This window comes from Pyxidicoccus caerfyrddinensis, assembly GCF_010894405.1.
In the GTDB taxonomy this organism is placed as follows: Bacteria; Myxococcota; Myxococcia; order Myxococcales; family Myxococcaceae; genus Myxococcus; species Myxococcus caerfyrddinensis.
Window position 1 is genome coordinate 130,916 of sequence record NZ_JAAIYA010000023.1, and the last position, 25,590, is coordinate 156,505.

At 67.3% G+C, this 25,590-nt stretch carries 20 protein-coding genes and 2 pseudogenes; 11 read left to right on the forward strand and 11 right to left on the reverse strand.

The features are described 5' to 3' along the window. Positions 1 to 9 precede the first annotated feature (9 nt). Positions 10 to 1,167, forward strand: coding sequence for a 50S ribosomal protein L11 methyltransferase (locus G4D86_RS39745; RefSeq protein WP_163999515.1), 1,158 nt, complete (start codon positions 10 to 12; stop codon positions 1,165 to 1,167). A gap of 48 nt (positions 1,168 to 1,215) precedes the next feature. Here G4D86_RS39745 and G4D86_RS39750 read toward each other — a convergent pair whose 3' ends face one another. Further along, the gene (locus G4D86_RS39750) at positions 1,216 to 1,830 is read right to left on the reverse strand and encodes a PH domain-containing protein (protein WP_163999516.1); all 615 of its coding nucleotides are present in this window, start codon (positions 1,828 to 1,830) and stop codon (positions 1,216 to 1,218) included. Positions 1,831 to 2,029: 199 nt separating this feature from the next. On the opposite strand from G4D86_RS39750, the gene G4D86_RS39755 reads away from it, so the two are divergent. After that, a complete protein-coding gene (locus G4D86_RS39755) occupies positions 2,030 to 2,617 on the forward strand; it encodes a LysE family translocator (protein ID WP_163999517.1) in 588 nt (195 codons plus the stop codon). Here G4D86_RS39755 and G4D86_RS39760 read toward each other — a convergent pair. Then, the gene (locus G4D86_RS39760; protein WP_163999518.1) at positions 2,583 to 3,476 is read right to left on the reverse strand and encodes an AraC family transcriptional regulator; all 894 of its coding nucleotides are present in this window, start codon (positions 3,474 to 3,476) and stop codon (positions 2,583 to 2,585) included. The two genes, G4D86_RS39755 and G4D86_RS39760, sit on opposite strands and share 35 nt — an antisense overlap. A 403-nt stretch (positions 3,477 to 3,879) precedes the next feature. Between G4D86_RS39760 and dctA the strand changes: the two genes are divergently transcribed. Continuing rightward, entirely contained in the window at positions 3,880 to 5,169 is a 1,290-nt protein-coding gene (gene dctA, locus G4D86_RS39765; RefSeq protein ID WP_205520194.1) for a C4-dicarboxylate transporter DctA, read from the forward strand. Between the two features lie 20 nt (positions 5,170 to 5,189). Here the strand turns inward: dctA and G4D86_RS39770 are convergent, their stop codons facing one another. Then, the gene (locus tag G4D86_RS39770; RefSeq protein WP_163999520.1) at positions 5,190 to 5,756 is read right to left on the reverse strand and encodes a hypothetical protein; all 567 of its coding nucleotides are present in this window, start codon (positions 5,754 to 5,756) and stop codon (positions 5,190 to 5,192) included. A gap of 279 nt (positions 5,757 to 6,035) precedes the next feature. On the opposite strand from G4D86_RS39770, the gene G4D86_RS39775 reads away from it, so the two are divergent. Then, positions 6,036 to 7,463, forward strand: coding sequence for an alpha/beta fold hydrolase (locus G4D86_RS39775; protein ID WP_163999521.1), 1,428 nt, complete (start codon positions 6,036 to 6,038; stop codon positions 7,461 to 7,463). A gap of 138 nt (positions 7,464 to 7,601) precedes the next feature. Here G4D86_RS39775 and G4D86_RS54365 read toward each other — a convergent pair. The 3 genes and pseudogenes from G4D86_RS54365 to G4D86_RS39790 form a co-directional block, all read right to left on the reverse strand. Continuing rightward, positions 7,602 to 7,703 (reverse strand): annotated as a pseudogene (locus tag G4D86_RS54365) (fumarylacetoacetate hydrolase family protein); the annotation flags it as partial. 124 nt (positions 7,704 to 7,827) lie between these two features. Further along, complete coding sequence (locus tag G4D86_RS39785; protein ID WP_163999522.1) at positions 7,828 to 8,259, reverse strand: hypothetical protein; 432 nt, start codon at positions 8,257 to 8,259, stop codon at positions 7,828 to 7,830. A 76-nt stretch (positions 8,260 to 8,335) separates the two neighbouring features. After that, positions 8,336 to 8,953, reverse strand: a complete 618-nt coding sequence (locus G4D86_RS39790; protein ID WP_163999523.1) for a hypothetical protein — start codon at positions 8,951 to 8,953, stop codon at positions 8,336 to 8,338. A gap of 528 nt (positions 8,954 to 9,481) precedes the next feature. Between G4D86_RS39790 and G4D86_RS39795 the strand changes: the two genes are divergently transcribed. The 3 genes from G4D86_RS39795 to G4D86_RS39805 all read left to right on the forward strand — a co-directional run bounded on the left by G4D86_RS39795 (position 9,482) and on the right by G4D86_RS39805 (position 13,470). Beyond that, complete coding sequence (locus tag G4D86_RS39795; protein WP_163999524.1) at positions 9,482 to 10,381, forward strand: hypothetical protein; 900 nt, start codon at positions 9,482 to 9,484, stop codon at positions 10,379 to 10,381. A 341-nt stretch (positions 10,382 to 10,722) separates the two neighbouring features. Continuing rightward, positions 10,723 to 12,564 (forward strand): bifunctional metallophosphatase/5'-nucleotidase, encoded by a 1,842-nt coding sequence (locus tag G4D86_RS39800; RefSeq protein ID WP_163999525.1) that lies wholly within the window; start codon positions 10,723 to 10,725, stop codon positions 12,562 to 12,564. Positions 12,565 to 12,585: 21 nt separating this feature from the next. Continuing rightward, complete coding sequence (locus G4D86_RS39805; protein WP_240360736.1) at positions 12,586 to 13,470, forward strand: lyase family protein; 885 nt, start codon at positions 12,586 to 12,588, stop codon at positions 13,468 to 13,470. A gap of 695 nt (positions 13,471 to 14,165) precedes the next feature. Here the strand turns inward: G4D86_RS39805 and G4D86_RS39810 are convergent. Continuing rightward, a complete protein-coding gene (locus tag G4D86_RS39810; RefSeq protein WP_163999526.1) occupies positions 14,166 to 15,200 on the reverse strand; it encodes an IS110 family RNA-guided transposase in 1,035 nt (344 codons plus the stop codon). 107 nt (positions 15,201 to 15,307) lie between these two features. Between G4D86_RS39810 and G4D86_RS39815 the strand changes: the two are divergent. Then, a pseudogene (locus G4D86_RS39815) lies at positions 15,308 to 16,204 on the forward strand (HAL/PAL/TAL family ammonia-lyase); the annotation flags it as partial. A 97-nt stretch (positions 16,205 to 16,301) separates the two neighbouring features. On the opposite strand, the gene G4D86_RS39820 reads toward G4D86_RS39815, so the two are convergent. The 4 genes from G4D86_RS39820 to G4D86_RS39835 are packed head-to-tail and all read right to left on the reverse strand — an operon-like array spanning position 16,302 to position 20,384. Beyond that, positions 16,302 to 17,516, reverse strand: coding sequence for a tyrosine-type recombinase/integrase (locus G4D86_RS39820; protein ID WP_163999527.1), 1,215 nt, complete (start codon positions 17,514 to 17,516; stop codon positions 16,302 to 16,304). After that, entirely contained in the window at positions 17,513 to 17,734 is a 222-nt protein-coding gene (locus G4D86_RS39825; RefSeq protein ID WP_163999528.1) for a helix-turn-helix domain-containing protein, read from the reverse strand. Before G4D86_RS39825 ends, G4D86_RS39820 begins: the two co-directional genes overlap by 4 nt. After that, complete coding sequence (locus G4D86_RS39830) at positions 17,731 to 19,266, reverse strand: primase-helicase family protein (protein ID WP_163999529.1); 1,536 nt, start codon at positions 19,264 to 19,266, stop codon at positions 17,731 to 17,733. Before G4D86_RS39830 ends, G4D86_RS39825 begins: the two co-directional genes overlap by 4 nt. Continuing rightward, a complete protein-coding gene (locus G4D86_RS39835; RefSeq protein WP_163999530.1) occupies positions 19,263 to 20,384 on the reverse strand; it encodes a hypothetical protein in 1,122 nt (373 codons plus the stop codon). The genes G4D86_RS39830 and G4D86_RS39835 overlap by 4 nt, the downstream gene beginning before the upstream one ends. 558 nt (positions 20,385 to 20,942) lie before the next feature. Between G4D86_RS39835 and G4D86_RS39840 the strand changes: the two genes are divergently transcribed. The 3 genes from G4D86_RS39840 to G4D86_RS39850 all read left to right on the forward strand — a co-directional run bounded on the left by G4D86_RS39840 (position 20,943) and on the right by G4D86_RS39850 (position 25,458). Continuing rightward, positions 20,943 to 22,160, forward strand: a complete 1,218-nt coding sequence (locus G4D86_RS39840; protein ID WP_240360744.1) for a DUF2381 family protein — start codon at positions 20,943 to 20,945, stop codon at positions 22,158 to 22,160. 11 nt (positions 22,161 to 22,171) lie between these two features. Continuing rightward, entirely contained in the window at positions 22,172 to 23,992 is a 1,821-nt protein-coding gene (locus tag G4D86_RS39845) for a serine/threonine protein kinase (protein ID WP_163999532.1), read from the forward strand. Between the two features lie 176 nt (positions 23,993 to 24,168). After that, positions 24,169 to 25,458, forward strand: a complete 1,290-nt coding sequence (locus tag G4D86_RS39850) for a serine/threonine protein kinase (protein WP_163999533.1) — start codon at positions 24,169 to 24,171, stop codon at positions 25,456 to 25,458. Positions 25,459 to 25,590 lie beyond the last annotated feature (132 nt).

Below are 25,590 nucleotides of genomic sequence, written 5' to 3' on the forward strand. Positions count from 1 at the left end.
CCCAGGCCCATGGACCGCCCCCGCCGACCCGCCGCCGCCCAGGAGGGGCCGAAGCCCGCCGCCGCGCCCTTCGAGTTTCCTCCCGGCGCCGCGTTCACCTGGCACTCGGAGAGTGACGAGCCCGCGCCCACGCGCCTGTCGCCCGTGGATGACCGGCTCAGCGCCGACACCGCCCTCAAGCGCGTCCGCCGGGGCGAGTTCCTCCGCTACACCGGCGACTTCCACAACGCGAAGCAGCTCCTCGGCGCGCTGGGCCGGCGGCTCGAGAGGCCCTCGCAGGCTCGCTCGCCGCTGGAGGCGTTCCGGGCCGAGCGCCGGGCGCGCCAGCTGGAGCACGCCACGTTGTCGCGCATCGTCGTCGCGCTCGACCGGAACTACCGCATGGAGCTCGCGCGCGCTCCGGATGTCTCCCAGGCGTGCCGGCAGGTGTGGGGCGAGCCCACGGAGGACTTCACCGTCGTCCCGCTCAAGCAACTGTTCGGCATGCTCGGGGCCGCGGAGTGGCGGCGCAAGGGCTTGGCCGTCCCCGGTCTCAAGGGCCTGCTCCATCCGCACTACGGCGTCTACCTGCCCACGCGCACCGACTACGTGGAACTGCTGGCAGCCGTGCCGGACGTGAAGGGCAAGCGCGTGTTCGACGTGGGCACCGGCACCGGCGTGCTCTCCTTCCTTCTCCTGCAGCGTGGCGCGGCGTCCGCGCAGGCCACGGACTGCGACTCCCGCGCGGTGGCGTGCGCACGGGAGAACGCGGAGCGGCTGGGCCTCTCGCAGCGCTTCCAGGTGGCGGAGGCGGACCTGTTTCCCGAGGGAAAGGCGGACCTCGTCGTCTGCAACCCGCCGTGGATTCCGGAGCCGCCGAAGAATCGCGTGGACCGCGCGGTGTTCGACGAGGACAGCCAGTTCCTGCGGCGTTTCCTCGAAGGTCTCCCCGCCGTGCTCACCCCGGGCGGCGAGGGATTGCTGATTCTGTCGGACCTCGCGGTGCTGCTGGGCCTGCGTCCGCCCGGGTGGCTGGAGGAGCAGTTCGCGCGCTGCGGCCTGACGGTGGCGTGGAGAAAGTCCACCCCGGCGCGGCACTCCAAGGCGAAGGACGCGGCGGACCCGCTGCACGCCGCGCGCTCGCGGGAGGTCACCACCCTCTACGGCCTCGTGCCCGCTTCCAGGTAGGCGCATGGGCACGCCGCGCTCTCAGGCGCGGCGTCCCGCGTGCCCGGTTCAGGCCTTGATGTAGCGCTCGAACACGGAGCCGAAGTCCTTCACGTGGTACTTCTGCTGGGCGCCGCTGAGCCAGGCGAAGGCGGCCTGGTTGAGCTCCTTGAACGCCTCCACGGTGGGCGTGGCACCCGCCTGGCCGCGACCGAGCGTGGCCGAAGCGACGTCGACGCTGGCCTTGGCGTGGCCGAGCAGGATTTCATTCTCGCGAATCAGCTCGGAGATGCGGAACAGCGCCTTGTAGAGGTCCTTCACCTGCTCGAGGTGCTTCTTGTGCACGTCGATGGAGAAGTCCTTCGTGCCGAGGTGGAACTTGATCTCCACGTCCATGTCCATGTTGCCGGCCGTCTCCAGCATCACGTTGGAGATGGGATGGGAGCCGTAGCTGTAGCGGCGCAGCATGCGCTTCTTGCTGGCGGCGCTGGTCCCATCCAGGTGGACGAGCGCCTTGTTGGTGAAGCAGTACTCGTCGGACTTGGACTTGATGAGGAAGAAGATCTTCTCCTGGTCCTCGTGCATCACGTAGTCGTCGGAGTCCACCTTGTCGTAGTCCGCCGGAGCGATGACGGAGCCGATGTCACTGAGACCGAGGGCATCCGCGGCGAGCTTCCCAAACATGTCGTTCTCCCTGAGGGTGTAGACCCGGTTGTCGTGGTGTGGGCGTGAGGCCCACGCCACCATGGACGAAGCATGCTCCTCCTAAGCGTGCCTTCGGAGCGACGAAAATGGCCGGGTTCCTGATCGGTCCCCCGGGCCTGGAGGGCGAGGGCACTTTCCTTCAATACGCCCGGGGCGCCAGTCCCTAGCTTCGTCGGCCATGAGCATCGTCCTTTCCATGTCCGCCTTTGCCCTGGCCGCATCGATTTCTCCGGGGCCCGTGAATCTGGTGACGTTGAGCACCGGCGCCCAGTTCGGCTTGCGCCCGGCCATGCGCTACGTGACTGGCGCCACGGTGGGGTTCACCCTGTTGCTGGTGCTGTTGGGCCTGGGGCTGTACGAGCTCCTGGAGTTCTGGCCGTTCTTGACGAGTGCCCTCCGCCTGGGCGGAGTGGCGTTCATCCTGTACATGGCCTGGCGGCTGGCGGTGGATGACGGCGCGCTCGGCAATGCGAAGACGGGCGCCGCGCCCACCTTCTTCCACGGCGCCACCATGCAGTGGCTCAACCCGAAGGCCTGGCTGGCCTCGGTGGCGGGCATGGGCGCCTTCGCGGCGAACGGTGAGCCGAGCCGGGTCTGGCAGTTCACGGGGGTGTACTTCGTGGTCTGCCTGGGCTCCATGGCGTGCTGGGCCTACGCGGGGACCTTCATGCGCGGCTACCTGGACCACCCCGCGCGGGTGCGCCTGTTCAACCGGGTCATGGCCGCGCTGCTCACCGGTTGTGCCATCTACCTGCTCCTGTCCTAGCGAGCGCCTGGGGCTGGCCCTGGTAGTGCCCTGGCGTGGCGGCCAGCAGCTGTTTGAACGCGCGCTGAAGGTGGGCTTGGTCCGCGAAGCCCGCCTCATGGGCAACGTCGGCAATCCGGTGGCCCCGCTTGAGCTGGGCTCGGGCGAACTGGACGCGGCGGTTGACCAGGTAGGCATGGGGCGTCATGCCGTAGCGCTTCTTGAACGCACGGATGAGGTAGGACGCGGACAGCTCCGCGGCCTGGCAGATGTCCTCCAGCTTGAGGGGGCGCGTGCAGTTGTCGCTGATGAAGTCCGCGGCACGCTCGAGCCTCGCGTTCACCTGCCGCAGCGGTGAGGCCGAGGGATTCAGGTGCTGCTGCGCCTGCGTGAAGAAGGCGACGGCGGCGCTGTGCTTCCGCAGGGACTCGGCCTCGGGGGCGGTCAGCACGTCGTAGAACCGATTGAACGCCGCGTAGAGCCCGGGCTCGGTCGTCAGGATGCGGGCGAAGGGGTGGTAGCCCTGATTCACGCTGAGCCCCAGTTCATGCTGGAGGCCGGCCAGCCAGCGTGTGTCCACGAACAGCATCCGGTACGACCAGGGCTGGTCATGGATGGGGTTGCAGGCATGCACGTCGCCCGGATTCATCACCACCACGGCCCCGGCGCCCACCGGCTCGCGGGCGGCCTGATTCAGATAGGTGCTCCGCCCGCCGGTAATCACGCCGATGGAGAAGGTCTCGTGGAAGTGCTTCGCGTAGCAGACGGTGCGCCCGTCGTGGACCTCCCGCGCCTCGATGAAGGGCAGCCGGTCATCGCGCCAGAAGCGGGAGACGGCCGCCGTCTTCGACACCCGGTTGCCACGGCTCACCTCGTTCATCCTGACCTGCTCCCGGGCTGGCGGGGTTGCGATGCGCCATCGACGACATCGTGCACCGATTGTCGCTGCTCAGCAGATCCTTTTATGCGTGACGCCGATGCCAATCTCGCTTGCGCCGTGAGGGTGACGCTGCAAAAGCGCCCTCATGAAGCTCAAGGCAGCTCGAGGCTCGAGCAGCCAAGAGGCCCCTGGCTCTTCTCCAGTGCCCCTCATGCGGAGGGCGACCTGGGCAGGCGTGTACCCCAAGGGGGCTCAGCGGCCCTCCTCGGCCCTCGTGCACCAGCCCTCACCTTCAACAGGCCTCCCATTCGGCCTCTGCGTCCTCGGAGCCCGCCGGCTCCCCGCGACGGAGAAGCGCCGCCCCCGGCACGCTATAGTCCGCGGCCTCCCGAGAGAGGTGCGGATGCGGTGGTTGAAGAATCTCTACGTCCAGGTGCTGCTGGCCATCGCGGTGGGTGTCCTCCTCGGATGGCTGCGGCCGGACCTGGGCGAGTCGATGAAGCCCCTGGGTGACGGCTTCATCAAGCTGGTGAAGATGATCATCTCACCGGTCATCTTCCTCACCATCGTCGCGGGCATCGCGAAGATGGGCGACCTCAAGCACGTGGGCCGCATTGGCCTCAAGGCGCTCATCTACTTCGAAGTCCTGACGACGGTGGCGCTCGTCGTGGGGCTGGTGGTGGTGAACACCCTGAAGCCCGGCGCGGGGATGAACATCGACCCGGCGCAAATCGACACCTCCGGCATCACCCAGTACCGCGCGTCCGCGTCTCAGCAGGGCACCATCCCCTTCCTCCTGGACATCATCCCGCATGACTTCCTGTCGGCCTTCACCGAAGGGAAGCTGCTCCAGGTGCTGCTCGTCGCGGTGCTGACGGGCGTGGCGCTCACCCGCCTGGGGCCCATGGGCCATCGCGTGCTCAGTTTGTCGGACGACCTGGCCCAGGTCTTCTTCGGCATCGTCGGGATGATCATGAAACTGGCGCCGCTGGGCGCATTCGGCGCCATGGCCTTCACCGTGGGCAAGTTCGGCGTCGAATCGCTCAGCTCGCTGGGACGGTTGCTCATCGCCGTCTACGTCACCTGCGCCCTCTTCGTCTTCCTGGTGCTGGGGCTGGTGGCGCGGCTGTCCGGCTTCTCGCTGTGGAAGCTCTTGCGCTACATGCGCAGCGAGCTGCTGCTCGTGTTGGGGACGTCGTCATCAGAGTCCGCGCTGCCTCGGCTGCTCAAGCGCCTGGAGACGCTGGGCTGCGACCGGGGCGCAGTGGGGCTGGTGCTGCCCACCGGGTACACGTTCAACCTGGACGGGACGTGCATCTACCTGACGATGGCGGCCATCTTCATCGCCCAGGCGGTGAACATCGACCTCACGCTGGGCGAGGAGCTCACCCTGCTGGGCGTGCTGCTGCTGACGTCCAAGGGGGCCGCGGGCGTGACGGGCTCGGGCTTCATCACGCTGATGGCCACGCTGGCGGCGCTCAATGGCAAGGTGCCCGTCGAAGGCGTGGCGCTGCTGCTGGGCGTGGACCGCTTCATGTCCGAGGCCCGGGCCATCACCAACGTCATCGGAAACGCCGTGGCGACGCTCGTGGTGTCCAAGTGGGAGGGCGTGCGTGACGACACCGTCATGCACGCCGAGCTCGACAGCGGGCCCAGGCCCCTGGAAGGGATGAGCCTGGGCCACGGCACCTGAGCGCGCGGCGTTGGAATCCGTTACTTGCATTCGCAGACAATGGTGTTCGTGCCGTCCTCCATGTTGACGATGTCCCGGGTGGTGCAGGGCGCCGAGCAGTACTGCACCAGGCTGTACCGCAGCAGAATCGAGGCCTCACAGTCGCTATCGGGAATGCCGGCGTAGGTGATGTCGGGGTCGAGCTCGCAGCCGGCCATGTTCGAATAGCGCTCCTTGTACCGGACCTCCAGGGGGTCGAGGTCGCTCAGCAGCTCCAGGGACATCCATCGCCGCGTTTCCGGACAGTCGGAGACGGCGACACGCTCGGTCTCGACGGGAGCGTCCTTCATGACCTTCGCACCGTGCACGCCACGGACGGGGGCGTCCTCGCCGGCCAGGACGTAGAAGACCCAGAAGCTGTCGGTATCCTCGATGATGTTCACCTGGCCGATGTGCCCAACGGCTCGCTTGGGTGTACAGGTGTCGTACTCCCTCACCATCTCAAATTCGTAGATGCCACTCCGGGTCTTCGCTTCCTCTTCACCGCCACCGCAGCCATTGAGGACGAAGGCCGCGAACGCCAGGGAGACGGCATGTTGCCAGTTCATTGAGGGCACCAGGAAATGAGGGGGCACACCGACGTGGAGCCACGGGTCCGCCCTCCGTAGGGAGAACCGTGTCTCCAATGAGGAGAGGCGCAAAGTCGAGAGCCGTCCCAGGAAAGAATTTCGAGGGATTTTCCGTATGGGAGGGCGGCCTGGCGCACAGCCCACACGGCCCCTTCAGCGGCTGGGATTTACCTGGTGACGAGGGGCGGGCTCCATCCAAGTTGAATTGCGCTCATGGGTCCTCTCTGGGAAGTTCCCGGGCCCTCTCGGAGCGTGAACATGAAGTGTCCCACTTTCGCAGCCGTGGTCGCCATCTGGGGTGCACTCGTTCTGGGCGGCCTCGCGCACGCGTCCGAGAAGGGCACGGCGACCCGTGCCGATGGGTTCGTCGGTTGCCCGGACGCGAAGGAGGATACCGCTCTCGCCGGTTCCCTCTGCGCTCGCTTCAGCGCGCCGTTGGACTACGCGGACCCGAGCCGTGAGCAGATCGAGCTTTTCGTCCGCAAGTTCCCGGCTCCGGGGCGGTCGGCCGGGCAGGTCTGGCTCGTGGCGGGTGGGCCCGGCGAGTCAGGGGCTTCGTTCTACCCGCTGCTGAAGACCCTGCGGGCCGCCTTCCCGGGATATGACCTGCTGGTGCCCGATCATCGCGGGACGGGTTTCTCGAGCCGGCTCTGCCAGAAGGAGGAGGCCGCCGACAGTGAGGGGGGCGCCGCGCTCGAAGGCGCCGAGTGGGCGACCTGCTTCGAGGCGCTGGAGTCCGATTCCAAGCGCACTCGCGCCTTCACCATCACCCACTCCGCCCACGATTTGCGCGCGCTGATGGAGCGATACTCCGCTGGCCGGAAGACGTGGCTCTATGGGGTCTCCTACGGCACGCAGCTGGTGTTGCGCATGATGACGGTCGCCCCGCCGCGGCGCCTCGACGGAATCGTGCTCGATTCCCTCGTTCCTCCGGAAACGACCGAGCAATGGGACCTCAGTCATCGCTCGGCCGTCGTCGACGAGGTGGGCCGCGCGGTTCTCGCGCATTGCGACGCGGACCCGGGCTGCCGTGCGCGTCTCGGGGACTCGGCGGTCACCGCCATGCAGGGGCTCGTCGACGATCCGAAGGTGTCCGCTGCCGTCCCCGGGGGGCGTCCGAAACTCTTCTTTGGAGCACTGCTGGACAGCCCGGAGCTGCGGGCGCGGATTCCCCTCGTCCTCTCAGGCCTCAGAGGCGGAGACCTCGAGCCATTGCGGAAGGTCGAGCAGGACCTGGAGGCACTGGGCGACCAGTTCGGCCGTTTCCCGCAGTCATCGCTTTCCATCCCGCTCGTCAGCGTTATCAGCGCATCCGAGAACAACGCCCGGCCGGGCCTCACCCAGGCCCAGGTGGAGGCCGAGGCCGCCCGGTTCCTGTTCGTCAGCAGCCTGCCGGGTCAGCTCGTCGGTCGAACGTCACTGGCCTATCCGCGCGACGAGTGGTTCGGCCGGTCTCCCGCCACTCTTCCGCCGGTGCTGGTTCTCCAGGGCGACATGGACCCCAAGACGCCCCTTGCTGGCGCCCAGGCCCATATCCGTCTCCTGCCCGAAGCCGCTGGCGTCAACCTGTTCACCGTCAAGGGTGGGCCGCACTTCCTGCTCTTCACGGCGCCAGATTGCTTCAAAGCCGCGGTGAGCACCTTCGTCCAGAAGCGGCGTGCTCCTCGTGCGGCTTGTTCGATTTGACCCCGGGCTTCGTCTCCGACCCCCTGGTCGAGGGCTCCGAAGATGCTGCCGGCCTCATCCCGCATCTCGATACGCACCCGGTTGCCACGCTTGAGGAACGGCGTCTTGGGAGCGCCGCTGCGGAGGGGCTCGACCGTGGTCGGTCCAGAACGTCTCCGGCATCTCCGCCTTGCGCACCAGCTCGACGTGATTCACGTACGCCGAGCCGTCCGTCCACTGATAGGCGCGAGGCAGCGGCGCCGCGCACCGCTCGGGGTCACCGCGCCGCGCGGCCTCTGCCAGCGCGAGGTCTTCGGGGTGGTGGGGTGACATGGTGCAGGGTCCGCCCGGGTGGATACCTGGAACCCCCACGAGCCGCCCAGTCTCAGCAGTCGAGCCGGACCAGACGGATCTCCTCGCGGCGGAGGGACTGCCTCGAGCCCTGGGCGAAGGTGAGGTGCAGCTTCGACCGGTCTTCCGATAGCTGAACGTCCCGGGCCCTGATGGGCTCGCCCTCGTGGCGTGAGATGACGAAGGAGCAGGCTTGGCGCCGCTGATGCTCCACCTCATTCGGAACGGTGGGCTCCTCGGAGCCGGTGCCCCCGGTGGCTGTCTCGCCCGTGTCGAGCAATGACTCCGGCAGAGAGTCGCCAGAGCCGCCGACGCCTGCCGCGTCGTCCTTGGTGATGTAGTTCTCGCAGTCGGAGTCGAACTTCACCGACGTCCAATCGTGGATGACCGTCATCCGGGCGTCGTCACAGGCGGAAGCAAAGCCGACGCCGGTCTTGTCGATGGAGACGACTCTTCCCTTGTTCACCCCGGTCAGGGTTCGAACGGAGTCTGCCCGCGCTCCACCGGTTGATGCCAGGGCTCCGAGCAGGAACAGGTAGGCGCTAAGGGTCCGTCGTAAGAGTCTTGAGGGTTTCATTGCTCACCCAGTAGAGAGTGGGGCGGAAGTCATCCTTCCGGCTGGGAGTTGCCTGCTTTGCGCCAGCGTGTGCGGTAAAGACAATCATGAAGTCGTCTCCCGAGAGCAGGATGCGTGTTCGCTCATCCTTTAGGATGAGGCCCTGGGTGACCGTCGCATCCGGACCCTCGAGCGCCAGGACGCGGGGGAGCACGCTTGTCTCGTCGTACATGTCGCGGAGCGCGGCGCGGTACCCCGTCAAGTACGCAAGCCCGCCAGATGCGGCAATGATTGCCAGGATGCAAGTGTAGGCGAGCAGCTTTCGAAGCGTGCCTCGCCCGGTGGACCCCGCGCCGAAAAAGGCGACGACTCCGAGTGCCGCCACGTACGGCAGCAGTAGCAAGGGCTGCTCCACGACGGTCGTAAGTCCTCGGATGACGAAGTGGGGCAGGTCCAGGGACTGGTATTTGACGCCGAAGGTTCCGTAATAGGCGCGCGACGATACGAGTCCTACCAGCAGGACCAGTAGACCGATGAGAAGCAGCTCTTCCTTGAGGATCCCCGCGGCGGCTTCCTTGGCGGAGGGCCCAGCGGGGGCCGGCATGGGTGGAGATGGCGCAGGCGGGTGGCCAGCCACCGGAGTTCCGGTCTGGCTGGCTTGCACAGCATGGACACTGCTTTCTGGTTCACGCCGCTCCATTCGGAGCCCCCATTTGGAATGCAAGCTGTCACATGAAATATACGATAAATGTCTCGAGCCGGCGGCGCCGAGCCAGGCTGCATCGGCCTTCAAGGGCTGGTTGCCCGGTCTGGCGGGCGGTTGTGAGCCGCTTCCCTGCCTCGTAGCGCTTCAGCGGAGCCAGGCGAGCGCGCGCTCGATCCGGGCCGTCGTATCATCGAGGTCAGCAACCCGCCTTGCCCTGAGCAGACGTTGGGTAAGGTTTTGGTGTGCCCCAAGTCGGCTGCACGGCCGCTCAGCCCGCCCGGCTCACGGCCCGGGGGCCCCAGTCAGCCCCTCCGCTGCCGCACCATGCCCTTCCCTCGCACGCAGCAGTGCCCCTGCCCCTCCTATGCGTGACGCCAATGCCGATCTCGCTTGCTCCGTGAGGGGCGACGCTGCAAAAGCGCCCTCATGAAGCTCCACGAGATTGTCAACGCGCTGCTCGCCAGTGGGGATGGCAAACCTGCGCGCGCGTTCGAGGAACCCAGAGCCGAGGGTCCGGATGCGTTTGCGGCGCGGGGCATCGATGCCTCGCCGGAGCTCATCGACTACGCGACGGCGGCCGCCGAACTCCGTTTTCGGAAAGCGGTCGGCAGCCTCCTCGAGGAAAGCGGTACGTCGTGGAGCATTTGTGCGGTACGTCCGCCGAGACGTCTACTCTTTCGAGAGATGCGCGAGTCGGTCGTCGCATTTCTATGCGGAGCGGTACCGATTGGAGTCGACCCCGATGCGGGCGCCTATCTCGTCGCCGGTTGGGGGATCGGCGCGAAGACCTCGCCCGTCGCGTCCTTTCTCTTCAACGACGTGTCGCCAGCCGACGAGGAGCCCGGCGATTTCGCGTGGGAGGCTCCGTCGATTCGCGCCTTGCTGAAGACCCGGGGTGCTTCCGAGCGAGGCGGCAAGTCGAACGCAGCCGCGAACGAGCTCGCACGCCTCTACCGGCGTGGAATCTGGTTGGCGCAGCTCGTTCACAAAGTCGATCGCGAGGATCACGACGACCCGGTTGACGCGATCGTGCTCACCGCCCGCGACGCTTCGCCGATGCGCGTGTACACGAAGGAAGCAAAGCACTTCGTTTCGCACCCGCATTGGGCAGCGTATTGGCTCCTCGCGCACGCGATGGTCGGAAACGCCGAGGCGCTCTCCGATGCGCTCGAACGCGTCGAGGCGATCGACAATCCGGTAATTGTCGAGTTGCGAACGACATTGAAGAAGAAGGGCAGGTTCGAAGCCTTGCTCGAGAAACACCGGCCCGAGCTGAGCTCGCGCGACCTCGAGTCGATTCGAAGACGAGCGCGCGCCGTAGGTTGAGACGCGGGGTGTGCCGCCTCCTCTCTCGAGGTCGCTCGGCTGCATGACCTTCTCGGAATCTGACCCGGTACGAAAATCCGGGGGACGTGAGCAATGGGATGAGGTCTCGGGTCAGCAGCTGCGGTCGAGACGCCGGAGCATCCACGCGCCCTGTGATGCCCTGGCCTGTCCGCACCTGACGGGAGCAGGGGAGGAGCGTGGCCCACGAGGCGCCGCGCTAATGGACGAGCCCCGCGGCATGAATTGCGCCGCGAGCGAATTCAGAAGCGCGTCGGAGGGAGACGGTAGGGTGCTCAGTCCCGGGCAGTGCTGCCCGGCAGCACCCTTCATCGAGGTCCCTGATGCATTTCGCTGTTCCCTCGCGCACGCTGCGCACCCTGTCCCTGGTGGGCGCCTGCTCGCTGTTCGTCGCCTGTGACTCCAACGATGACCCGCCTCCCACTCCGACCCCGGTGGACACCTCGCCGCGCACGTTGACGCTGCTCCAGACGAGCGACCTGCACACCAACATCTTCCCGTGGGACTACTTCACCGGGAAACCGGACGCGAAGCGCGGCCTCGCCAGGGTGGCCACGCTCGTCAAGCAGGAGCGGGAGAAGAACCCGGACTGCACGCTGCTCGTCGACACCGGTGACACCATCCAGGGCTCGCCGCTGGGCACCTACTACGCCCTGGTGGACAACGCGCCCAAGCACCCCATGGCCACCGCCATGAACGAGCTGGGCTACGTCGCCATGGCCCTGGGCAACCACGAGTTCAACTACGGCCAGGGCGTCCTCAACAAGTTCAAGAGCGAGGCGAACTTCCCCCTCCTCGGCGCCAACGTGCGCAAGAGCGCGGACGGCTCCGCGGCCTTCACCCCGTATGTGATGACCACGGTGTGCGGCGTGAAGGTCGGCATCCTCGGCCTGGTGACGCCGGGCGTGGCGACGTGGGAGCGCAAGGACAACATCACCGGGCTGCGCTTCGATGACCCGCTGGAGACCGCGAAGGCCTACGTGCCGGAGATGAAGAAGGCCGGCGCGGACGTGGTGGTGGTGGCCATCCATAGCGGCCCGGACAAGCAGCCCGTCGGCAGCGCGACCAGCCCCGAGTCGTGGCTCGCGGACTACGCGGACGCCACGAAGTGGACCGACCGGGGCAACCTCCCCGGTGAGAACGAGGCCGTGCAGATCGCCCAGCAGGTGGCGGACGTGGACGTGCTCCTCACCGGCCACACCCACCAGCCCATCCCGAAGATGCTGCTGAAGAACCAGGACGGCCGCGAGGTCCTCCTCACGCAGCCCAACCGCTGGGGCAGCCACCTGGCTCACGTGCAGCTCAACGTCACCTGGAACGACGGGCGCTGGGGCGTGGACACGCACGACTCGCAGCTCCTCGCGGTGGACGACAAGGTGGCGGAGGATGCCACCGTCAAGCAGCTCACCCAGGCCTACCACGACACCACGGTGGCCTACGTGAACCAGAAGATCGGCAGCACCACCGCGGCCTTCACGGGCGGCTTCGCGGGACGCTACGTGGACGGCCCGCTGGCGGACCTGCTCAACACCGTGCAGGAGGAGGCCGCGGAAGAGGCCGGCTTCCCCGTGGACCTGTCCGCGACCGCCCTGTTCAGCAACAACGTCGCGCTGCCGGCGGGGGACGTCACCCTGCGCGATGCCTACAGCGTCTACATCTACGACAACACGCTGTACGTGATGGAGATCAACGGCTCCATCCTCCGGCGCGCGCTGGAGATGAACACGCTGTACTTCAAGCAGCTCGACGCGGCCAACCTGCCCGCGAAGCCCGAGGACGCGAAGGCCACCATGCCCGTCGTCGCGGACTACAACTGGGACCTCTACTCGCGCATCGAGTACGGCTACGACCTGACGAAGCCCGCGGGCTCCCGGCTCACGCACCTGCGCTTCCAGGGCCAGGACGTCCGGGACGACCAGGTCTTCCGCATCGCCGTGAACAACTACCGCGGCGGTGGCGGCGGCGGGTACAGCATGTTCAAGGAAGGCCTCCTGCTGTGGTCCTCCGCGGACGGCGTGCGGGATTACGTCGCGCGCTACATGCAGGAGCACCAGGGCCTGTCACCGGACGCGGTGAACACCTGCAACTTCACGCTCGCGCCCGACCTCTACACGCCGTACTTCCAGGCCACGCTCGGCCCCGCGAAGTGCCTCACCGTGAAGTGACGTAGCCACCAGGGAGGCCCGGTGGACAGCCCTCCTCCCCGGAGGGCACGTCCCACCGGGCCTCCCGTGTTCCCCACGAACATGAACTTCAACGAGGTCATCGCCAACCGGGGCCTGGAGCAGGCGTTCCGCGACATGGGGCAGGAGTTCGCGGGCATCGTGAAGATTGGACGCACGCAGCTGCAGGACGCCGTGCCGATGACGCTCCAGCAGGAGTTCGAAGGCTTCGCCGTCACGCTGGCCGAGGAGCACGCGAGCCTGACGGACGTCACCCGCCGCCTGGGGGAGATCAACCTGGGGGCGACGGCGATTGGCACCGGCATCGCGGCGGACCCGCGCTTCGCGGAGGCGGCCCGCAGGCACCTGGCGGACATCACCGGGCGCCTCATCGTCACCGCGCCCGACCTGATTGAAGCGACCACCGACGTGGGCGTCTTCATGGAGGTGTCCGGCACCCTCAAGCGCAGCGCGATGAAGCTCTCGAAGATCTGCAATGACCTGCGGCTGCTCGGCTCCGGCCCCCAGGCGAGCTTCAACGAAATCAACCTCCCGCCCCGGCAGGCGGGCTCCAGCGTCATGCCGGGCAAGGTGAACCCGGTCATCCCGGAGGTCGTCAACGAGGTGGCCTTCGTGGTCGCCGGGGGAGACGTGACGCTGACCATGGCCGCGGAGGCGGGACAGTTCCAGCTCAACGCCTTCGGGCCGGTCATGGCTCACGTGCTGTTCGAGGACCTCAAGTACATGACCGCCGCCATGGCGACGCTGCGCGTGAACTGCGTGACGGGCATCACCGCCAACAAGGAGCGGCTCGCGCGCCAGGTCGACTCCTTCGTGAGCGCCCACTCCGAGTGGACTGGGCCGGGCTGCTACGTAGGGCGTTCGCCCTGGACGTGTTCGGTTGCTTGAGGTGCGGAGGCAGGCTTGAGGGTGTTGGCGTCCGTGAAGGGAGCAGGAGGGGTGAGAGCGATTGTGGAGCACCTGGGGTTGCCCACGGCGAGTACGCGGTGGGCCCCCTGAGCGAGGGCCACCCCCGGCCGCGGGGTGTTGAGGCTCAAGACAGCTTGAAGCTCAAGACAGCCAAGAGGCCCCTGGCCCCCGCCGCGCCCCTCATGGGAGGGCGGCCTGGGCAGGCGTGTACCCCGAGGGGGCTGAGCAGTCTCTCCACCGGCCTGGCGCACAGCCTACACGTCCCCTTCAGCGGCTCTCCTCGACCCCTGTACACCAGCCCTCACCTTCAACAGGCCTCCCATTCGCCCTTCTGTGAAGCGGCCCCCGAATCAGGCACCTTGCCTCGTCTCACTTTCAACAACAGACGCTTTCAAGCAATACTTTCCTTCTGCCCCGCGCCACCGCGGAGGCCCAAAGGCAATCGCCTCCTGCGTGCCACCTGACTTCAAGCCCCTCTCCGCGAGGTTTCTTCAGCCTTCTGTTCGCGCTCGACTTGGGGCGGGCGGTGCCGCCGACGCATGGGGAGATTCGAAAGCGGGGGCGCCCTCTATACGGCGGCCCTGAGTTGCTGGCCAAGGGCGAATACGCGCTCACCCGCTCATCGAAACCTATGGGAGAGGTCGCTGCTCGTCAGGCGGCTGACGGGGACGACCTCATGCAGCGGCCTCCATCTCTGCTGGCTTCGGCGGTTGGTACTCCGTCCCATCGCGCATCATCGCGAAGAGGATTCCAGCCAGCCGTCGCGCCAGCGCCACCACGGCTGTCTTCTTGCCGCGCCTGGCGGCAATCCGTTCGGCCCATTCTCGCAGGTGCGCCGTCTGGGGGTTCTTCCCCCACAGCAGCGAGAGGGCCACCTGGACCAGCAACCAGCGCACCCGCTCGTTGCCTGCCTTGGTGATGGGGCCTTTGTGCTGCTTCTCCCCGCTACTCCTCTCGCTGGGGACCAGGCCCAGGTACGCCTCCACCTGATGCGGCCCCGAGAAGCGCGTGGGGTCATCCACCGCGGACGCGAAGGCACACGCTGTCACCGGCCCCACTTGGGGCATCGTGCACAAGCGTGCCACCTGCGCATCCTGCCGGGCCAGACGTCCGAGCACTCCGTCCAGAAAGGCAATCTGCGCGTTGAGGTGCAGCATGAGGCTCAGCAGCGGGGCGACCTCCGCCCTCAGCCTGCCCGGCAGGGCCAGCGCCGCCACCCGTGCCACGAACGCCTCCGCCCCGCCGTCCGCCACTCGCAGGCCCTCGCGCCTCACCCGCGCGCTCACCAGGGAGATATACCGGGTGCGCGTGCGCACCAGGGCTTCGCGCACGGCCAGCTGGGCTCGCTGGTGCCGACTCTCGTCCGAAGCGCGGTGCGCGGGCCGGTACGCCCCCAGCTTGCACGCCTCCGCCAAGGTCCGGGCGTCCCGCTTGTCCGTCTTCACCCGGCGGCTGCGGGTGGCGTACATGGCAGCGTAGTTCGGGTCGGCCACCACCACCTCGTGCCCCAGCTCTTCCAGGCACCGCGCCACCCACTCGCTCTCGGTCGAGGACTCCAGCAGGACCCGTGCCTTGGGGCGCTTGCCCAGTAGCTCGCCCAACCGCTCCCGTTGCGTGCGCAGGCGCTGTTCCAGCACCACCTCGCCCTCCTCCGACAGGATGCATACCTGACTGTCCCGCTTGTGCACGTCGGTGCCGATGAACTCCATGGCCCACTCCCCCTACCTCGGCGGTCTTGTTCCGCCGCGGCAATCTAGGGCTCGGTGGGCCTCCCTCCACGTCTGTGGCTGGCCGGCCGCTTCATCTCCTCTATGCTCAGCTGCGTGCGGAGACGCTGGCGGACATCGCGGACGTGGCGGGGGCCATGACGCTGGAGGGCCTGCTGGGCAGCCACAAGCCGTTCATCCCCGAGATTCACGACGTGCGAGCGCACCCGGGCCAGAAGGCCTGCGCGGCGCACCTGCGGCAGATTCTGCTGGGCAGCGAGCTGGTGGAGACGCACGTCAACTGCAGCAAGGTGCAGGACCCCTACTCGCTGCGCTGCATGCCGCAGGTGCACGGCGCGGCGCGCGAGGGCATGGCCTTCGCGCGGCGCATCCTCGAGGTGGAGGTGAACAGCGCGACGGACAACCCGCTGGTGTTCACGGAGACGGAGCGGATTGTCTCGGGCGGCAACTTCCACGGGCAGCCCATCTCCCTGGCGATGGACGTGGTGGCCATGGCGCTGACGCAGCTGTCGTCCATCAGCGAGCGGCGCGTGGAGCAGCTGGTGAACCCGTCGCTGTCGGGGCTGCCGGCGTTCCTGGCGAAGAACTCGGGGTTGAACTCGGGCTTCATGATTGCGCAGGTGACGAGCGCCGCGCTGGTGGCCGAGTCCCGCGTGCTGAGCCACCCGGCGTCGGTGGACTCGATTCCGTCGTCTGCGGGCCGCGAGGACCACGTGTCCATGGGCATGACGGCGGCGCTCAAGGGCAGACAGGTGAGTGATTTCACCCGTTCGTGTTTGGCCATTGAGGTGCTGTGCGCGGCGCAGGCGCTGGACTTCCGGCTGCCGGTGAAGCCTGGCAAGGGCGCGCTGGCGGCGTATGAGCTGGTGCGCAGCAAGGTTCCTCACATGGACCGGGACCGCGAGCTGCACAAGGACATCGAGGCAGTGAGCAATCTCATCGATTCGGGCGCGCTGCTCCCGGCGGTGAAGTCCGCCACGGCCTGAGGCCACGGGTTCAAGTCCCGTACTCCTCGCCATTGAGAGCCCAGCAATCCTCAGGGGTTGCTGGGCTTTTCTTTTTCCTCCGTCCCCTCATGTGCCCTCAGTGTGCCCCTCCGGCGTCGTTGGCTGGAGCGGCGTGGAGCTGGTGGGGCACTGGCCGGTCGAGCTGCTGCACCGCGCTCTCCCGGGCCTCCGGCGCGAGGTGGGCGTACCGCATCGTCATTTCGATGGTGGCGTGGCCCATCAGCTCCTGGATGACCTTGAGCGGGACACCCCTCATGGCGAGGTGGCTGCCGTAGGTATGGCGCAGGTCGTGCCAGGTGATGCGCCCCTGCTCGCGGCTGATGCCCGCCCGGCTCACCGCCCGCGAGAGCCGGTGCTCCGTCATGCTCGCGGTGAGCGGCTGGCCGTCCGGCTGGCAGAACACGTAGGGGCCGCGCAGGTGCCGGTGCCCCTTGAGTGCGCCCACCACCGAGCCGGGAAGGTCCACCGTCCGTCCCCGTCCGCCCTTGGGCAGCCCCGTCACTCCTTGCCAGATGGAGCGCCGCACCTGGAGCTTGCCGCGCTGCAAGTCCACGTCGCTCCACTGGAGCCCGATCAACTCCCCATGCCGCAGCCCCGTCTTGAGCGCCAACAGGACCAACGTACGCCACTCCGGCTCGGCGGTGTTGAGCAGGCGCTCGGCTTCCTCGAAGGTGAGGAAGTCAAAGGCGGGCTTGTCCGTCTTGAAGAGCTTCACGCGCGGGACGTGTTGGAGCACGCCCTGTTCCTGGGCCAATGCGAGCAACTTGTGCAGCACGGTCAGGACGTTGTTGATGGACTTGAGGCTCAGGAGCTTCACCCCGGCCCCCTTGCGCTTGCGCAGGGCATCCTTCGAGGGGGCGTCCTTCCTTCCGGGAATGCCCGCAGGCTTCTTCCGCATCGCGGCCTTGAAGTCTTCGATCTCCGCTGGACCGATGGCGTCAAGAGGCATGTTCCCGAACACGGGGAGCAGGTGGTCATCAAGAATTTGCCGCTTGGTGACGACGCTGGAGTGCTTGTTGTTGTTCTCGCTGTACGTGATGAAGCGCGGGACGAACTCTCCGAGGGTGAGGACCCAGCCCGGCTCGCTCTGCTTCTCCTTCCCGAAGGTGCCGGTCAGGAGGGCTTGGCGGACTTGACGCTCGTACTCTTCAGCGCCCCGGCGGGTGTTGATGGGCGATGCCTTGCGGACTCGCTCCACCCTCCCGTTGGGGTGCTGGTACTTCACGTCCACCCACCACGCCTCCTGCACCTTGCCCTCCTTCGTCTTCCACTTCCGCAGCCTGACGCTCATCGCTTCTCTCCGAGCGCAGGACCGCTGTGACCCGGCATCCAACGTAGCAAGACGACGCGGCGGATGCGGATGGAACGTCCGAGTTGGAGGACTCCGGGCACCTGTCCGAGCCGGATCGACTCGTAGAGCGTCTTCCGGTTCACGCGCAGGAGTGCTGCGGCCTCTTCGACGGTCAGGAACTCGGGCGCGCTGGAGCCCGCTGCCGTGGGCACGTTCATCGTGTGGCTCCGCTCCCGTTGGTGGGCGTAGCGTGGCCCGGCGTGGGCTCCGCTGACGAGTGCGAGGCGCCAGCGCTCACCCCGGCAGCGCTACGTGGTCCCGTGAGAGGAACGACCTTCGTTGCGAACGCCGCTGCATCGTCGCCCGTCTGGTGCCACGGAGGTAGCCAGCCCCGCGTCTTGCTGTCGCGCTGCTCAGTCCAGCCCGCCGATTTCAACGCGGCCAGGAAGGTTCGTTTCTGAGGCGGATGCTTCTGCCCCACCACACGGCAGAAGCCGCAGACCGCCGCGTACAGCGCGTCGTTCGTGAACGCCTTGGTCTTTCCCACCTGAGCGCCGCCCCGGTGCATCACGTTGGCCTGCGGGCTGTTCATCGCCCAGTCGCGAAGCTGCCCATCCCCATCTGGGCTCTCTTTGAGTTCGCGCAGGAACTGCTCCGTCACCGGCTCGCTGAGTTGCTGAAGCTCCATGCGGGACTCGTTCGCGTGAGGGCGCCTGACTCGCCGCAGGTCCACGGCGCGGATGCCCATGGCGTGAGCAAAGGCGGCCACCTGACGCATGAACTCCGGCGTAAAGGCGTCGTCCTCACCGGGCGCGTGCAGCGATTCCAAGAACTCCCGATGCGTCATGCCGAGGTCCGGGTGCTGATACTCGGCGGGCTTGTTCTTGTTGTGGAACACCGTCCAGCGGCGGTCGTTCTCCTCGATTTCGATGGGCTTCGTTCGGTTGGTAGCGGCGAGGAGCCCGGCGCGGTTGGATGCTGGGGTTCGGGGAACGCCCTTGCTCTCCAGGAAGACCTCGCTATCGGTGATCATCGCCTTGAGCCCGTCGCCGAGCGAACCGCCACGCTTGTGGTTGTCGAGCAGCTCGTTGGCGAAGATGAGGAGCTTCGTAGCGAAGTGGAGGTTGTAGGGCTTGGCCAGGTCCGCCTCGCCAATCTGGACGCAGTTGGAGGGCCCCAGCAGGTGCGCGAGCACGCGATAGAGCACGTTCTTTCCGGAGCCCGGGGGCCCTTGCAGAAGGATGGCGGTGCCCGGCCTGGAGCCCGGATTCTGCACCTTGAACGCGATCCAGTTGAGCAGCCAGTCAAGGCCGGCTTCGTCTTCGGCGAGCCAGAGCAGAACGCGGCGCACGTCGGACCAATCGCCCGAAACCGGCACGAGCGTAGGAGCCTCCCAGGTGTTGACCGCGAGCGTCTCGTCCTTGCGCATGAGGAGATCGGGCGCGTTCGGCTTGCACTCAATGGCCATGACGCCCGCGCAGAGACCCGGCACGTTGGGTGAAGCGGCCAACGGGCTGACTCCACGCGGCCACATATTTCGCGGGTCCACCAGCCCTCGCAGAATCAGGTAGTCCTCGGCTGCCTTCTGCGTCAGGAACTCCGGAGCGAAGCCGCGCCCATCGTGGCGCCGTGCAAGGTAGCGCTCCAGCGGAACGACCTTCACGAGCGGCAACTTAGCGACCTGGGCAAGCGCTGCTTCCGTGTCGGCTGCGTGGGCCAGCGCGTCACCGGGATGGATGGTCGTGCTCATTGCTCGCCCCCATTGCGATGGCCCGCGCTGGCCGCCAGCCCCAGAGCACGGCGCCATTCCGCGTACTCCGCTTCCCGTTGGGCCACTCTCTGGCGGTCCCATTGCGTGAGCTTGGCGCGAGCCCCACGCAACCCTCGCAGCGCCTCACCCCACACGTCACGGGAGGGCTCCAGCCGCACGAGCGCATCGAGCGAGCGGCGCGCGATTTCAAGGAGGCTTGCCGAACTCTCCTCGGGCGTGGCCACGCGGGCGAGCATTTCGGTCAGCTTGTTGATGCCCAGGTGCCGCTGCCCGTCGAGCATGAGCACTTCGCCCGCGTCCATCTGCGCGAGAACCGTCACGGCGTCGGGACGCTTGAAGCGCCGGAGCCGCTTGCGCACATCCTTGAGGTCAGCCATCCGCGAGCCGTCCACCTGTTCTTCGTTGGGACGCTCGGCGTAGCGCGCGAAGGGCTGCCGCAGCAGGGGACCGAACTCGGCCTGCACGTCGAGCGGCTGGCCCTGGTGGTGCTCCGGGGCTGGACGTGGCAGCGCATTGGAAGGGTCCCAGCTTGGCAGGTAGTAGAGCCGCGCAACGTCCTTGCAGGAGATATCGGCCTTCAACGTGGCTTCCGTCAGGCCCCCGAGCCCCACGCACTGCATGAGGCGCGGCCAAAGGCGCTCGGACCAGCGGCTCGCCGAGCCAACGGGCACGGGTTCACTGAACGGGAAGACGACGCGGTAGCGGATGGGCTTCGCGGTGCGCCCGTAGGAGTGCGTTGGGTAGGCGAGGAACCACAACCTGCGGCGGCGCAGGCTCGCAAGCCATGCATCCAGCGCGGCCTGCGTTTCACCGTCGAAGTCCACGATGGCCAGGGTAATGTGAGAGAAGTTCGCGTTGCGGCGGTAGGGCGCTGGCGTCGGTTGCCCGTCCTTGCCCTCGTAGAGCCCATCGGCGCGGGGCGGATGCGGCTTGGCCGGGATGATGGCGCGGCCGTCCTTCTCCGGGCGCACGAGCGGAGCGGCGGCCACCTCGTAAAGAGCGGCCATCAGCTCGCCCGCTGAGCTGAACTCCACGACATCCAGACTCCCGGGCGTGAAGCGCGAGTCAGTCAGGCAGACCGTCCAGGAAGCGGGCACCTGCACAGGCCCCGACGCGAGGTTTCCCTCGTCAACATGGGACGGCATGGGGGGAGCTGTGACGGAAGTCCCAACGCGCTGGGGCTCCGTCATTGCTCCGTCACTGGGGTTTTCACTCTGTACGTGACGGAGTGACGGAACTCTCTCTTCCTTAAGGAAAATAGAGAGAGAGGGGAAGGAGATACGAGTTGCGTCAGTCACTCCGTCACCCCCTCGCGACGTGGGACAGGCGTAGCGACCGGCGTCAGCGCGTTGGGGTCGCCGAGCATGTAGACGCGTGGCACCGCACCGCGCACGCCGGGCCTGTGACGATGGGACACGCGCACCGCTCCAGTGGCCAGCAGAAGGGTCAGGGCCCGTCGAGTGAACTGCTCACCCGCTCCGAGGTGCCCCCGCAGCTCCTTCACGGTGAGGCCATCAGGCCCGGTTTGGGTGAGCGCTGCGATGACGTGAGGAATGGACTTTTCGAGAACTTCAATCATGTTTGTTTTTTGTTGTTTCTCCCATCGCGGTAAATGCGTGCGTTTTTTGGCCGGTGGTTCACGGGCACTGGCACCGATGGGCGAACGTGCTCCGCTCGCTCGCAACCCAAAGGGCCTAGCATTCCGCAGCCTGCTCTCGCGGTGGACGGACCTGGAGACCCCCCCCGGTTCCGATTTCCGCAGCGAGGCCACCTGGGACCGTGCTCGGCGGTCGTACACACTGGGAAACTTTCCCAGAAAAACCGTGGACCCTGCTGGTTTCGCCGTTCGTACCCCACGAAACCTTGCCGAAACGGCCCCCTTCGGTGGGAGGTGCGAAGGCGCCCGGAACTCGCGTCACCTGCTAGGTTGGGCGAAGTTCTTCGGAGGTAGTCTGCCGGTGCCTTCTGTCCCACGTCGGCTCGTTCTGCTGTCTGTCCCCCTGCTGGGCGCGAAGGCCTTGGCCCAGGACGCCACACGCGGGCGCGAGCTGAAGCGGCGTCGCGTGGCGCTCTCCGTTGCCACGGCCGGCAAGCCGGTGGAATTGCACGTCGCGCCCGACTACCTCACGACCCTGGAGTTCGATTCGCCCGTGGACCGAGACTCAGTGACGCTCAATGCTCCCAAAGAGCGGTTCGCGCTGTTCGAGGTCACCAGTCGCACCGTCGTGCTGCGGCCGGCGATGGAGGTGGCGTCCGGGCAGAGTGTGGAGCTGACCGTGCCTTTTGCGGACGGATTGGCCCCGCCCCGCGTCGTGTTCTCGCTCGTCACGCACGCCGCCGAGGTGGACGGCCAAGTGATGGTGTCGCGTCTGCCACGCACGGCAGAGGCGGTGCAGGCTGAGCTGGACGAAGTACGCGCCGCGTGTGCAGCCAAGGATGCTGAATTGGAAGCGCTCCGGGTGCGCAGCGCGGCGAGCGGCCCGGCCGGAATGATCTTCGCGGGCCTGTTGAACTCGAAGGGCGTCCAGACTGGGAAGATTGACCCAACGAAGGATGAGGGCAGCGACCGTCTGATGCCCGAGGAGGTTGTCACCCACCGGGCGAGCGAGTGGGCCGCCGTGGCGTTGCGCGTTCGCAATACCGGCGCGGGGCCCTGGACGCCTACGGAGGCGCGGCTCGCCACGGTTGCGAGCGGCGAGCGCATCAACGTGCTCGCAGTGCGAATGCGGGAGCCGCGGATTGAGCCGGGCGGGACGGCCCTCGTGGTGGTGGAAACCGGAGCCCCAACCTGGCCGGATGGTGCGGCCCTACGATTGGAGCTGCGTGACAGCGAGGGCTCCCGGCGCCTTCTCATCCCACGCTTCGCGTTTTAGAACCGACTCCCATGTTGACCGCGATAAGTCCGGCGCACCTGCAACCCGGGCAGATGATAGACGGCTGGCGCCTGCTGCGACTGCTGGGCTCGGGCACCTACGGCGCCGTCTACCTCGTGGAGAAGGACGGCCAGCGCTTCGCGATGAAGATCGCCATGCACCGCGCCAGCAGCGGGGACGCGGAGCAGGCGGATGCGCGGCTCATGCGGGAGATGGTGTGCCTCGTCCAGGTCAGCGGCCATCCCAACATCGTGCGCGTCCACGCCCACGGGCGCTGGCCTGACCTGACGAAGGGCTGGCTCTACGTCGTTCTCGACTACGTGGAGGGCTACACGCTGGGCGAGTGGCTGGAGAAGATGCACCCGACGGCGCGCGAGGTGGTGCGCGTGTTCGCCAAGCTCGCGGCAGCGCTGGCCCACCTGCACGCTCGGGGCGTCTTTCACCGGGACTTGAAGCTGGGCAACATCCTCGTGCGCGCCTCGGACGGCGAGCCCTTCATCCTGGATTTCAGCGCGGGAGACTACACGCTGGCGCCGGAGTTGACGGACACGCCGCTGCCGCCCGGCACCCGTCGTTATCGCTCTCCCGAGGCGTCGCGTTTCCTGCGCGAGCATGGGGATGAGCACGGCGCGCGCTACGAGTTCAAGGCGACCGATGACGTGTACGCGCTGGGCATCTGCCTCTATGACGTGCTGACGAATGCGCAGCCAGCCAGCGAGCCGCCGCGAGTGCTGGTGGGGGGGCAGTGGCCGCCACCCGCGCCACACACCCTCAACCCACGAGTGCCTGAGCCGCTGAGCACTGCGACCCTGCACTTCATTGCCCGCCAGCCGGAGAAGCGAGCACCCACGGCCGAAGTCATGCGCCGGGAGCTGGAAGCGTTGCTGTCGCAACAGGGCGGTGAGTGGGTGGTGCCCTTTCATGTACCCGCGCCGCACCTCCTGCTCGCTCCCGACGCGCCGCAGGAGGAACCGCAGGTGGCGCCCCGTCCCCCACGGCGGCGTTGGGTAGGTGCGGTGGCTGCGATGGTGCTCGGCGTGGTGGCGCTGGCGGCCTACGCGCTGCTGCGCCCCTCTACGCCTCCAATGACGCAGGCTCCGGATGTCCGAGCACCCGCCCCGCCTTCCGTCGCGCGGGACGCAGGCACCGGCGCGATGGCCGCCACCGCGCCTCCGGTGCCCGCCGCATCGCCCCCTGGGGTAGCTTTGCCCCCTCCCGCACCTGTCCAGAAGGAAAGCCCTCCCGTGAAGCGCGCTCCATCACCCATGCCCCTCCCCGCTGAATCCACCGTCGGGAAGCCGAAGATCCCCGCCGCGCGTCCGAGTTGGCCCCCGTCGCCCTGGGCGACCTTCCTCAAGACGTGCGCGGGTGCGACTGCTGCCGCAGCTCTCCAGCTGGGCTGCCCGGGGGCCCAGGTGAGGCCCGAGCCCGCTGACTGCCCCTCCGAGGCGCGCGATGCCATGTTCAACTGGGAGCGCAAGAACGGGCTGCGCTTGGATCCAGGCGACTCGGTGATGCTCACCCTGGATAGGCGCCAGCCCGGTGCGATGGGGGAGTCGGGAGTCTACGCCGATGGCCCAGTGACCGGGGTGGTGCGCCTCAGCGATTTGAGAGGGCTGCCGGTGGGCACGCTGCTCTCGGGCTATCTGTGGACGAGTGGTGAAGTCGCCGTGGGCCGCTACACCGAGGCGCAGCTCCCCAATGGTCGCACCGTGCCGGTCTGCATCGTCCTGGGGCGCAAGGGCTACTTGGAGAAATGGACCGGCTCTCAACCAGGAGCGACGCAGCTCCCCCGAACCTCCCCGGCCTATGCCGTCGAACGCTGGCCGTAGCTCTCTCGGAGAGTGTAAAGCCATTTTGCAAACTGGGGCCTCTTCTCTTCACTCAGAGCGAATCGGATTTCCAAGTTTTTTGACCTATCACGTCGTTCCTCCCGGCATGGGCTGGCATTACCTTGTGCGTGCCTTTGCGCGAATCCCTCTCGCGCGGGCACCGGAGCCTCCCGCCTATGTCCAATCCGTCTGACTCTCGGCGTGCCGGGAGCGTTGTCCTATTCACGAATGGCGACACCTCCTACGAGTTCTTCCGGGACCTGGGGCAAGGGCGTGTCGGCGAGCGAATCCTCCTCGCCCAGACCCGCACGGGACAGCGGCTGGGCCCCTGCGTGGTGCTCAAGTGCGTGCCCGTGCCGCACGTGGCGAACCTGACCGAGAAATACCGGCGCACCCGTGCTCGGCTGGATGAAGAGGTCAGGCTGGCGCATTACCTCAAACACCCGCGCATCGCTCGCGTCCACGGCCTTTTTGAAATGGAGTACGGCCTGTGCGTGGCGATGGAGAACGTCGAGGGGCTGACGCTCAACACGCTGCTGAGCGTGGCCCAGGCGTGCGGGCGCTACTTCTCCGAGGCGTTCATCCTCTACGTGGGCGCGGAAGTCGCGGCGGCCCTGGACTACGCGCACACGCGCACGGATGACGCGGGCGTGCCGCTGGGCATCGTCAACCGCGACGTGAACCCAGCCCGCATTCGCATGGGCCCGCACGGCGAGGTGAGGCTGACGGACTTCGGGGTGGCCCTCTCGCACTTGGCGGGCCGACTGGCGACCTCGCTCCCGCGTCCCCAGGGCGAAGTCCTCTACGCCGCGCCGGAGATGTTGCTGGGAGAGGTGGTGGACGCTCGGGCTGACCTGTTCTCCCTGGGGCTCACCCTGCTGGAGTTCGCCACCGGGCGGCACCTCTACGACCCGGGCCACCTGCGCATTGAGGAGGTGGAGGCGCGGCTATCGAAAGAGGAACGGGAGCAGGCACTCGCGGCCTCGGTGGCGTCCATGGTGACGGAGCTGCCGCCATTTGCCGAGGACGCCATCTGGTGCGCCATGGCCTACCGCTCCGGGGACGTAGAGCGCGCGGCGGAAGGTTTGCCCGTGCCTCTGCGCGACATCCTCCACACGCTGTTGCGGCGCAACCCCGCTGAGCGCTTCGCCACGGCCGCCGAGCTGGAAACCGTCATGCGTGCGCGACTGGCGCAGTTGGAGTCCTACACGGGCGAGGACGCGGTGAGGGAGGTCCAGCGAGCACTCGTAGAGGCAGGTGCCAGGCTCTGGGATTTGGAAGTGCCGGAAGACGAGGGCGGCATCACCCCGCCCGTGATTGAAGCCGCCAGCGCGGACGAGCTTTCGACAGAGACCGAGCCCACCAATAGCGCGCGGACGATTGCCGCTTCGACGCGCCACCCGGACGAGGTGACAACCGCGCCCGGTGGAGGGCCTCACCGCTCGATCAAGCAGCCGCCAATTTGAAGAATGCCCAGGAAAGATGGAGCACTTTAAAGTGGCGAGCCGGTACACCGGGGCCGAGGAGGGCCGCTGACGGGGCAGCCCGAGCAGTGCGCCCGGCCGGTGGACAGGCCTCTTGAGCCCCTTTGGGGTACA

Excerpts from the sequence above, each read along its gene's own strand:
- G4D86_RS39845 (WP_163999532.1), top strand. The coding sequence starts at position 22,172 with ATGTTGACCGCGATAAGTCCGGCGCACCTGCAACCCGGGCAGATGATA.
- G4D86_RS39760 (WP_163999518.1), bottom strand. The coding sequence starts at position 3,476 with ATGAACGAGGTGAGCCGTGGCAACCGGGTGTCGAAGACGGCGGCCGTC.
- G4D86_RS39755 (WP_163999517.1), top strand. The coding sequence starts at position 2,030 with ATGAGCATCGTCCTTTCCATGTCCGCCTTTGCCCTGGCCGCATCGATT.
- G4D86_RS39820 (WP_163999527.1), bottom strand. The coding sequence starts at position 17,516 with ATGAGCGTCAGGCTGCGGAAGTGGAAGACGAAGGAGGGCAAGGTGCAG.
- G4D86_RS39840 (WP_240360744.1), top strand. The coding sequence starts at position 20,943 with ATGGGCGAACGTGCTCCGCTCGCTCGCAACCCAAAGGGCCTAGCATTC.
- G4D86_RS39830 (WP_163999529.1), bottom strand. The coding sequence starts at position 19,266 with ATGAGCACGACCATCCATCCCGGTGACGCGCTGGCCCACGCAGCCGAC.
- G4D86_RS39825 (WP_163999528.1), bottom strand. The coding sequence starts at position 17,734 with ATGAACGTGCCCACGGCAGCGGGCTCCAGCGCGCCCGAGTTCCTGACC.
- G4D86_RS39850 (WP_163999533.1), top strand. The coding sequence starts at position 24,169 with ATGTCCAATCCGTCTGACTCTCGGCGTGCCGGGAGCGTTGTCCTATTC.
- dctA (WP_205520194.1), top strand. The coding sequence starts at position 3,880 with ATGCGGTGGTTGAAGAATCTCTACGTCCAGGTGCTGCTGGCCATCGCG.
- G4D86_RS39775 (WP_163999521.1), top strand. The coding sequence starts at position 6,036 with ATGAAGTGTCCCACTTTCGCAGCCGTGGTCGCCATCTGGGGTGCACTC.
- G4D86_RS39770 (WP_163999520.1), bottom strand. The coding sequence starts at position 5,756 with ATGAACTGGCAACATGCCGTCTCCCTGGCGTTCGCGGCCTTCGTCCTC.
- G4D86_RS39795 (WP_163999524.1), top strand. The coding sequence starts at position 9,482 with ATGAAGCTCCACGAGATTGTCAACGCGCTGCTCGCCAGTGGGGATGGC.
- G4D86_RS39800 (WP_163999525.1), top strand. The coding sequence starts at position 10,723 with ATGCATTTCGCTGTTCCCTCGCGCACGCTGCGCACCCTGTCCCTGGTG.
- G4D86_RS39745 (WP_163999515.1), top strand. The coding sequence starts at position 10 with ATGGACCGCCCCCGCCGACCCGCCGCCGCCCAGGAGGGGCCGAAGCCC.
- G4D86_RS39810 (WP_163999526.1), bottom strand. The coding sequence starts at position 15,200 with ATGGAGTTCATCGGCACCGACGTGCACAAGCGGGACAGTCAGGTATGC.
- G4D86_RS39790 (WP_163999523.1), bottom strand. The coding sequence starts at position 8,953 with ATGCCGGCCCCCGCTGGGCCCTCCGCCAAGGAAGCCGCCGCGGGGATC.
- G4D86_RS39750 (WP_163999516.1), bottom strand. The coding sequence starts at position 1,830 with ATGTTTGGGAAGCTCGCCGCGGATGCCCTCGGTCTCAGTGACATCGGC.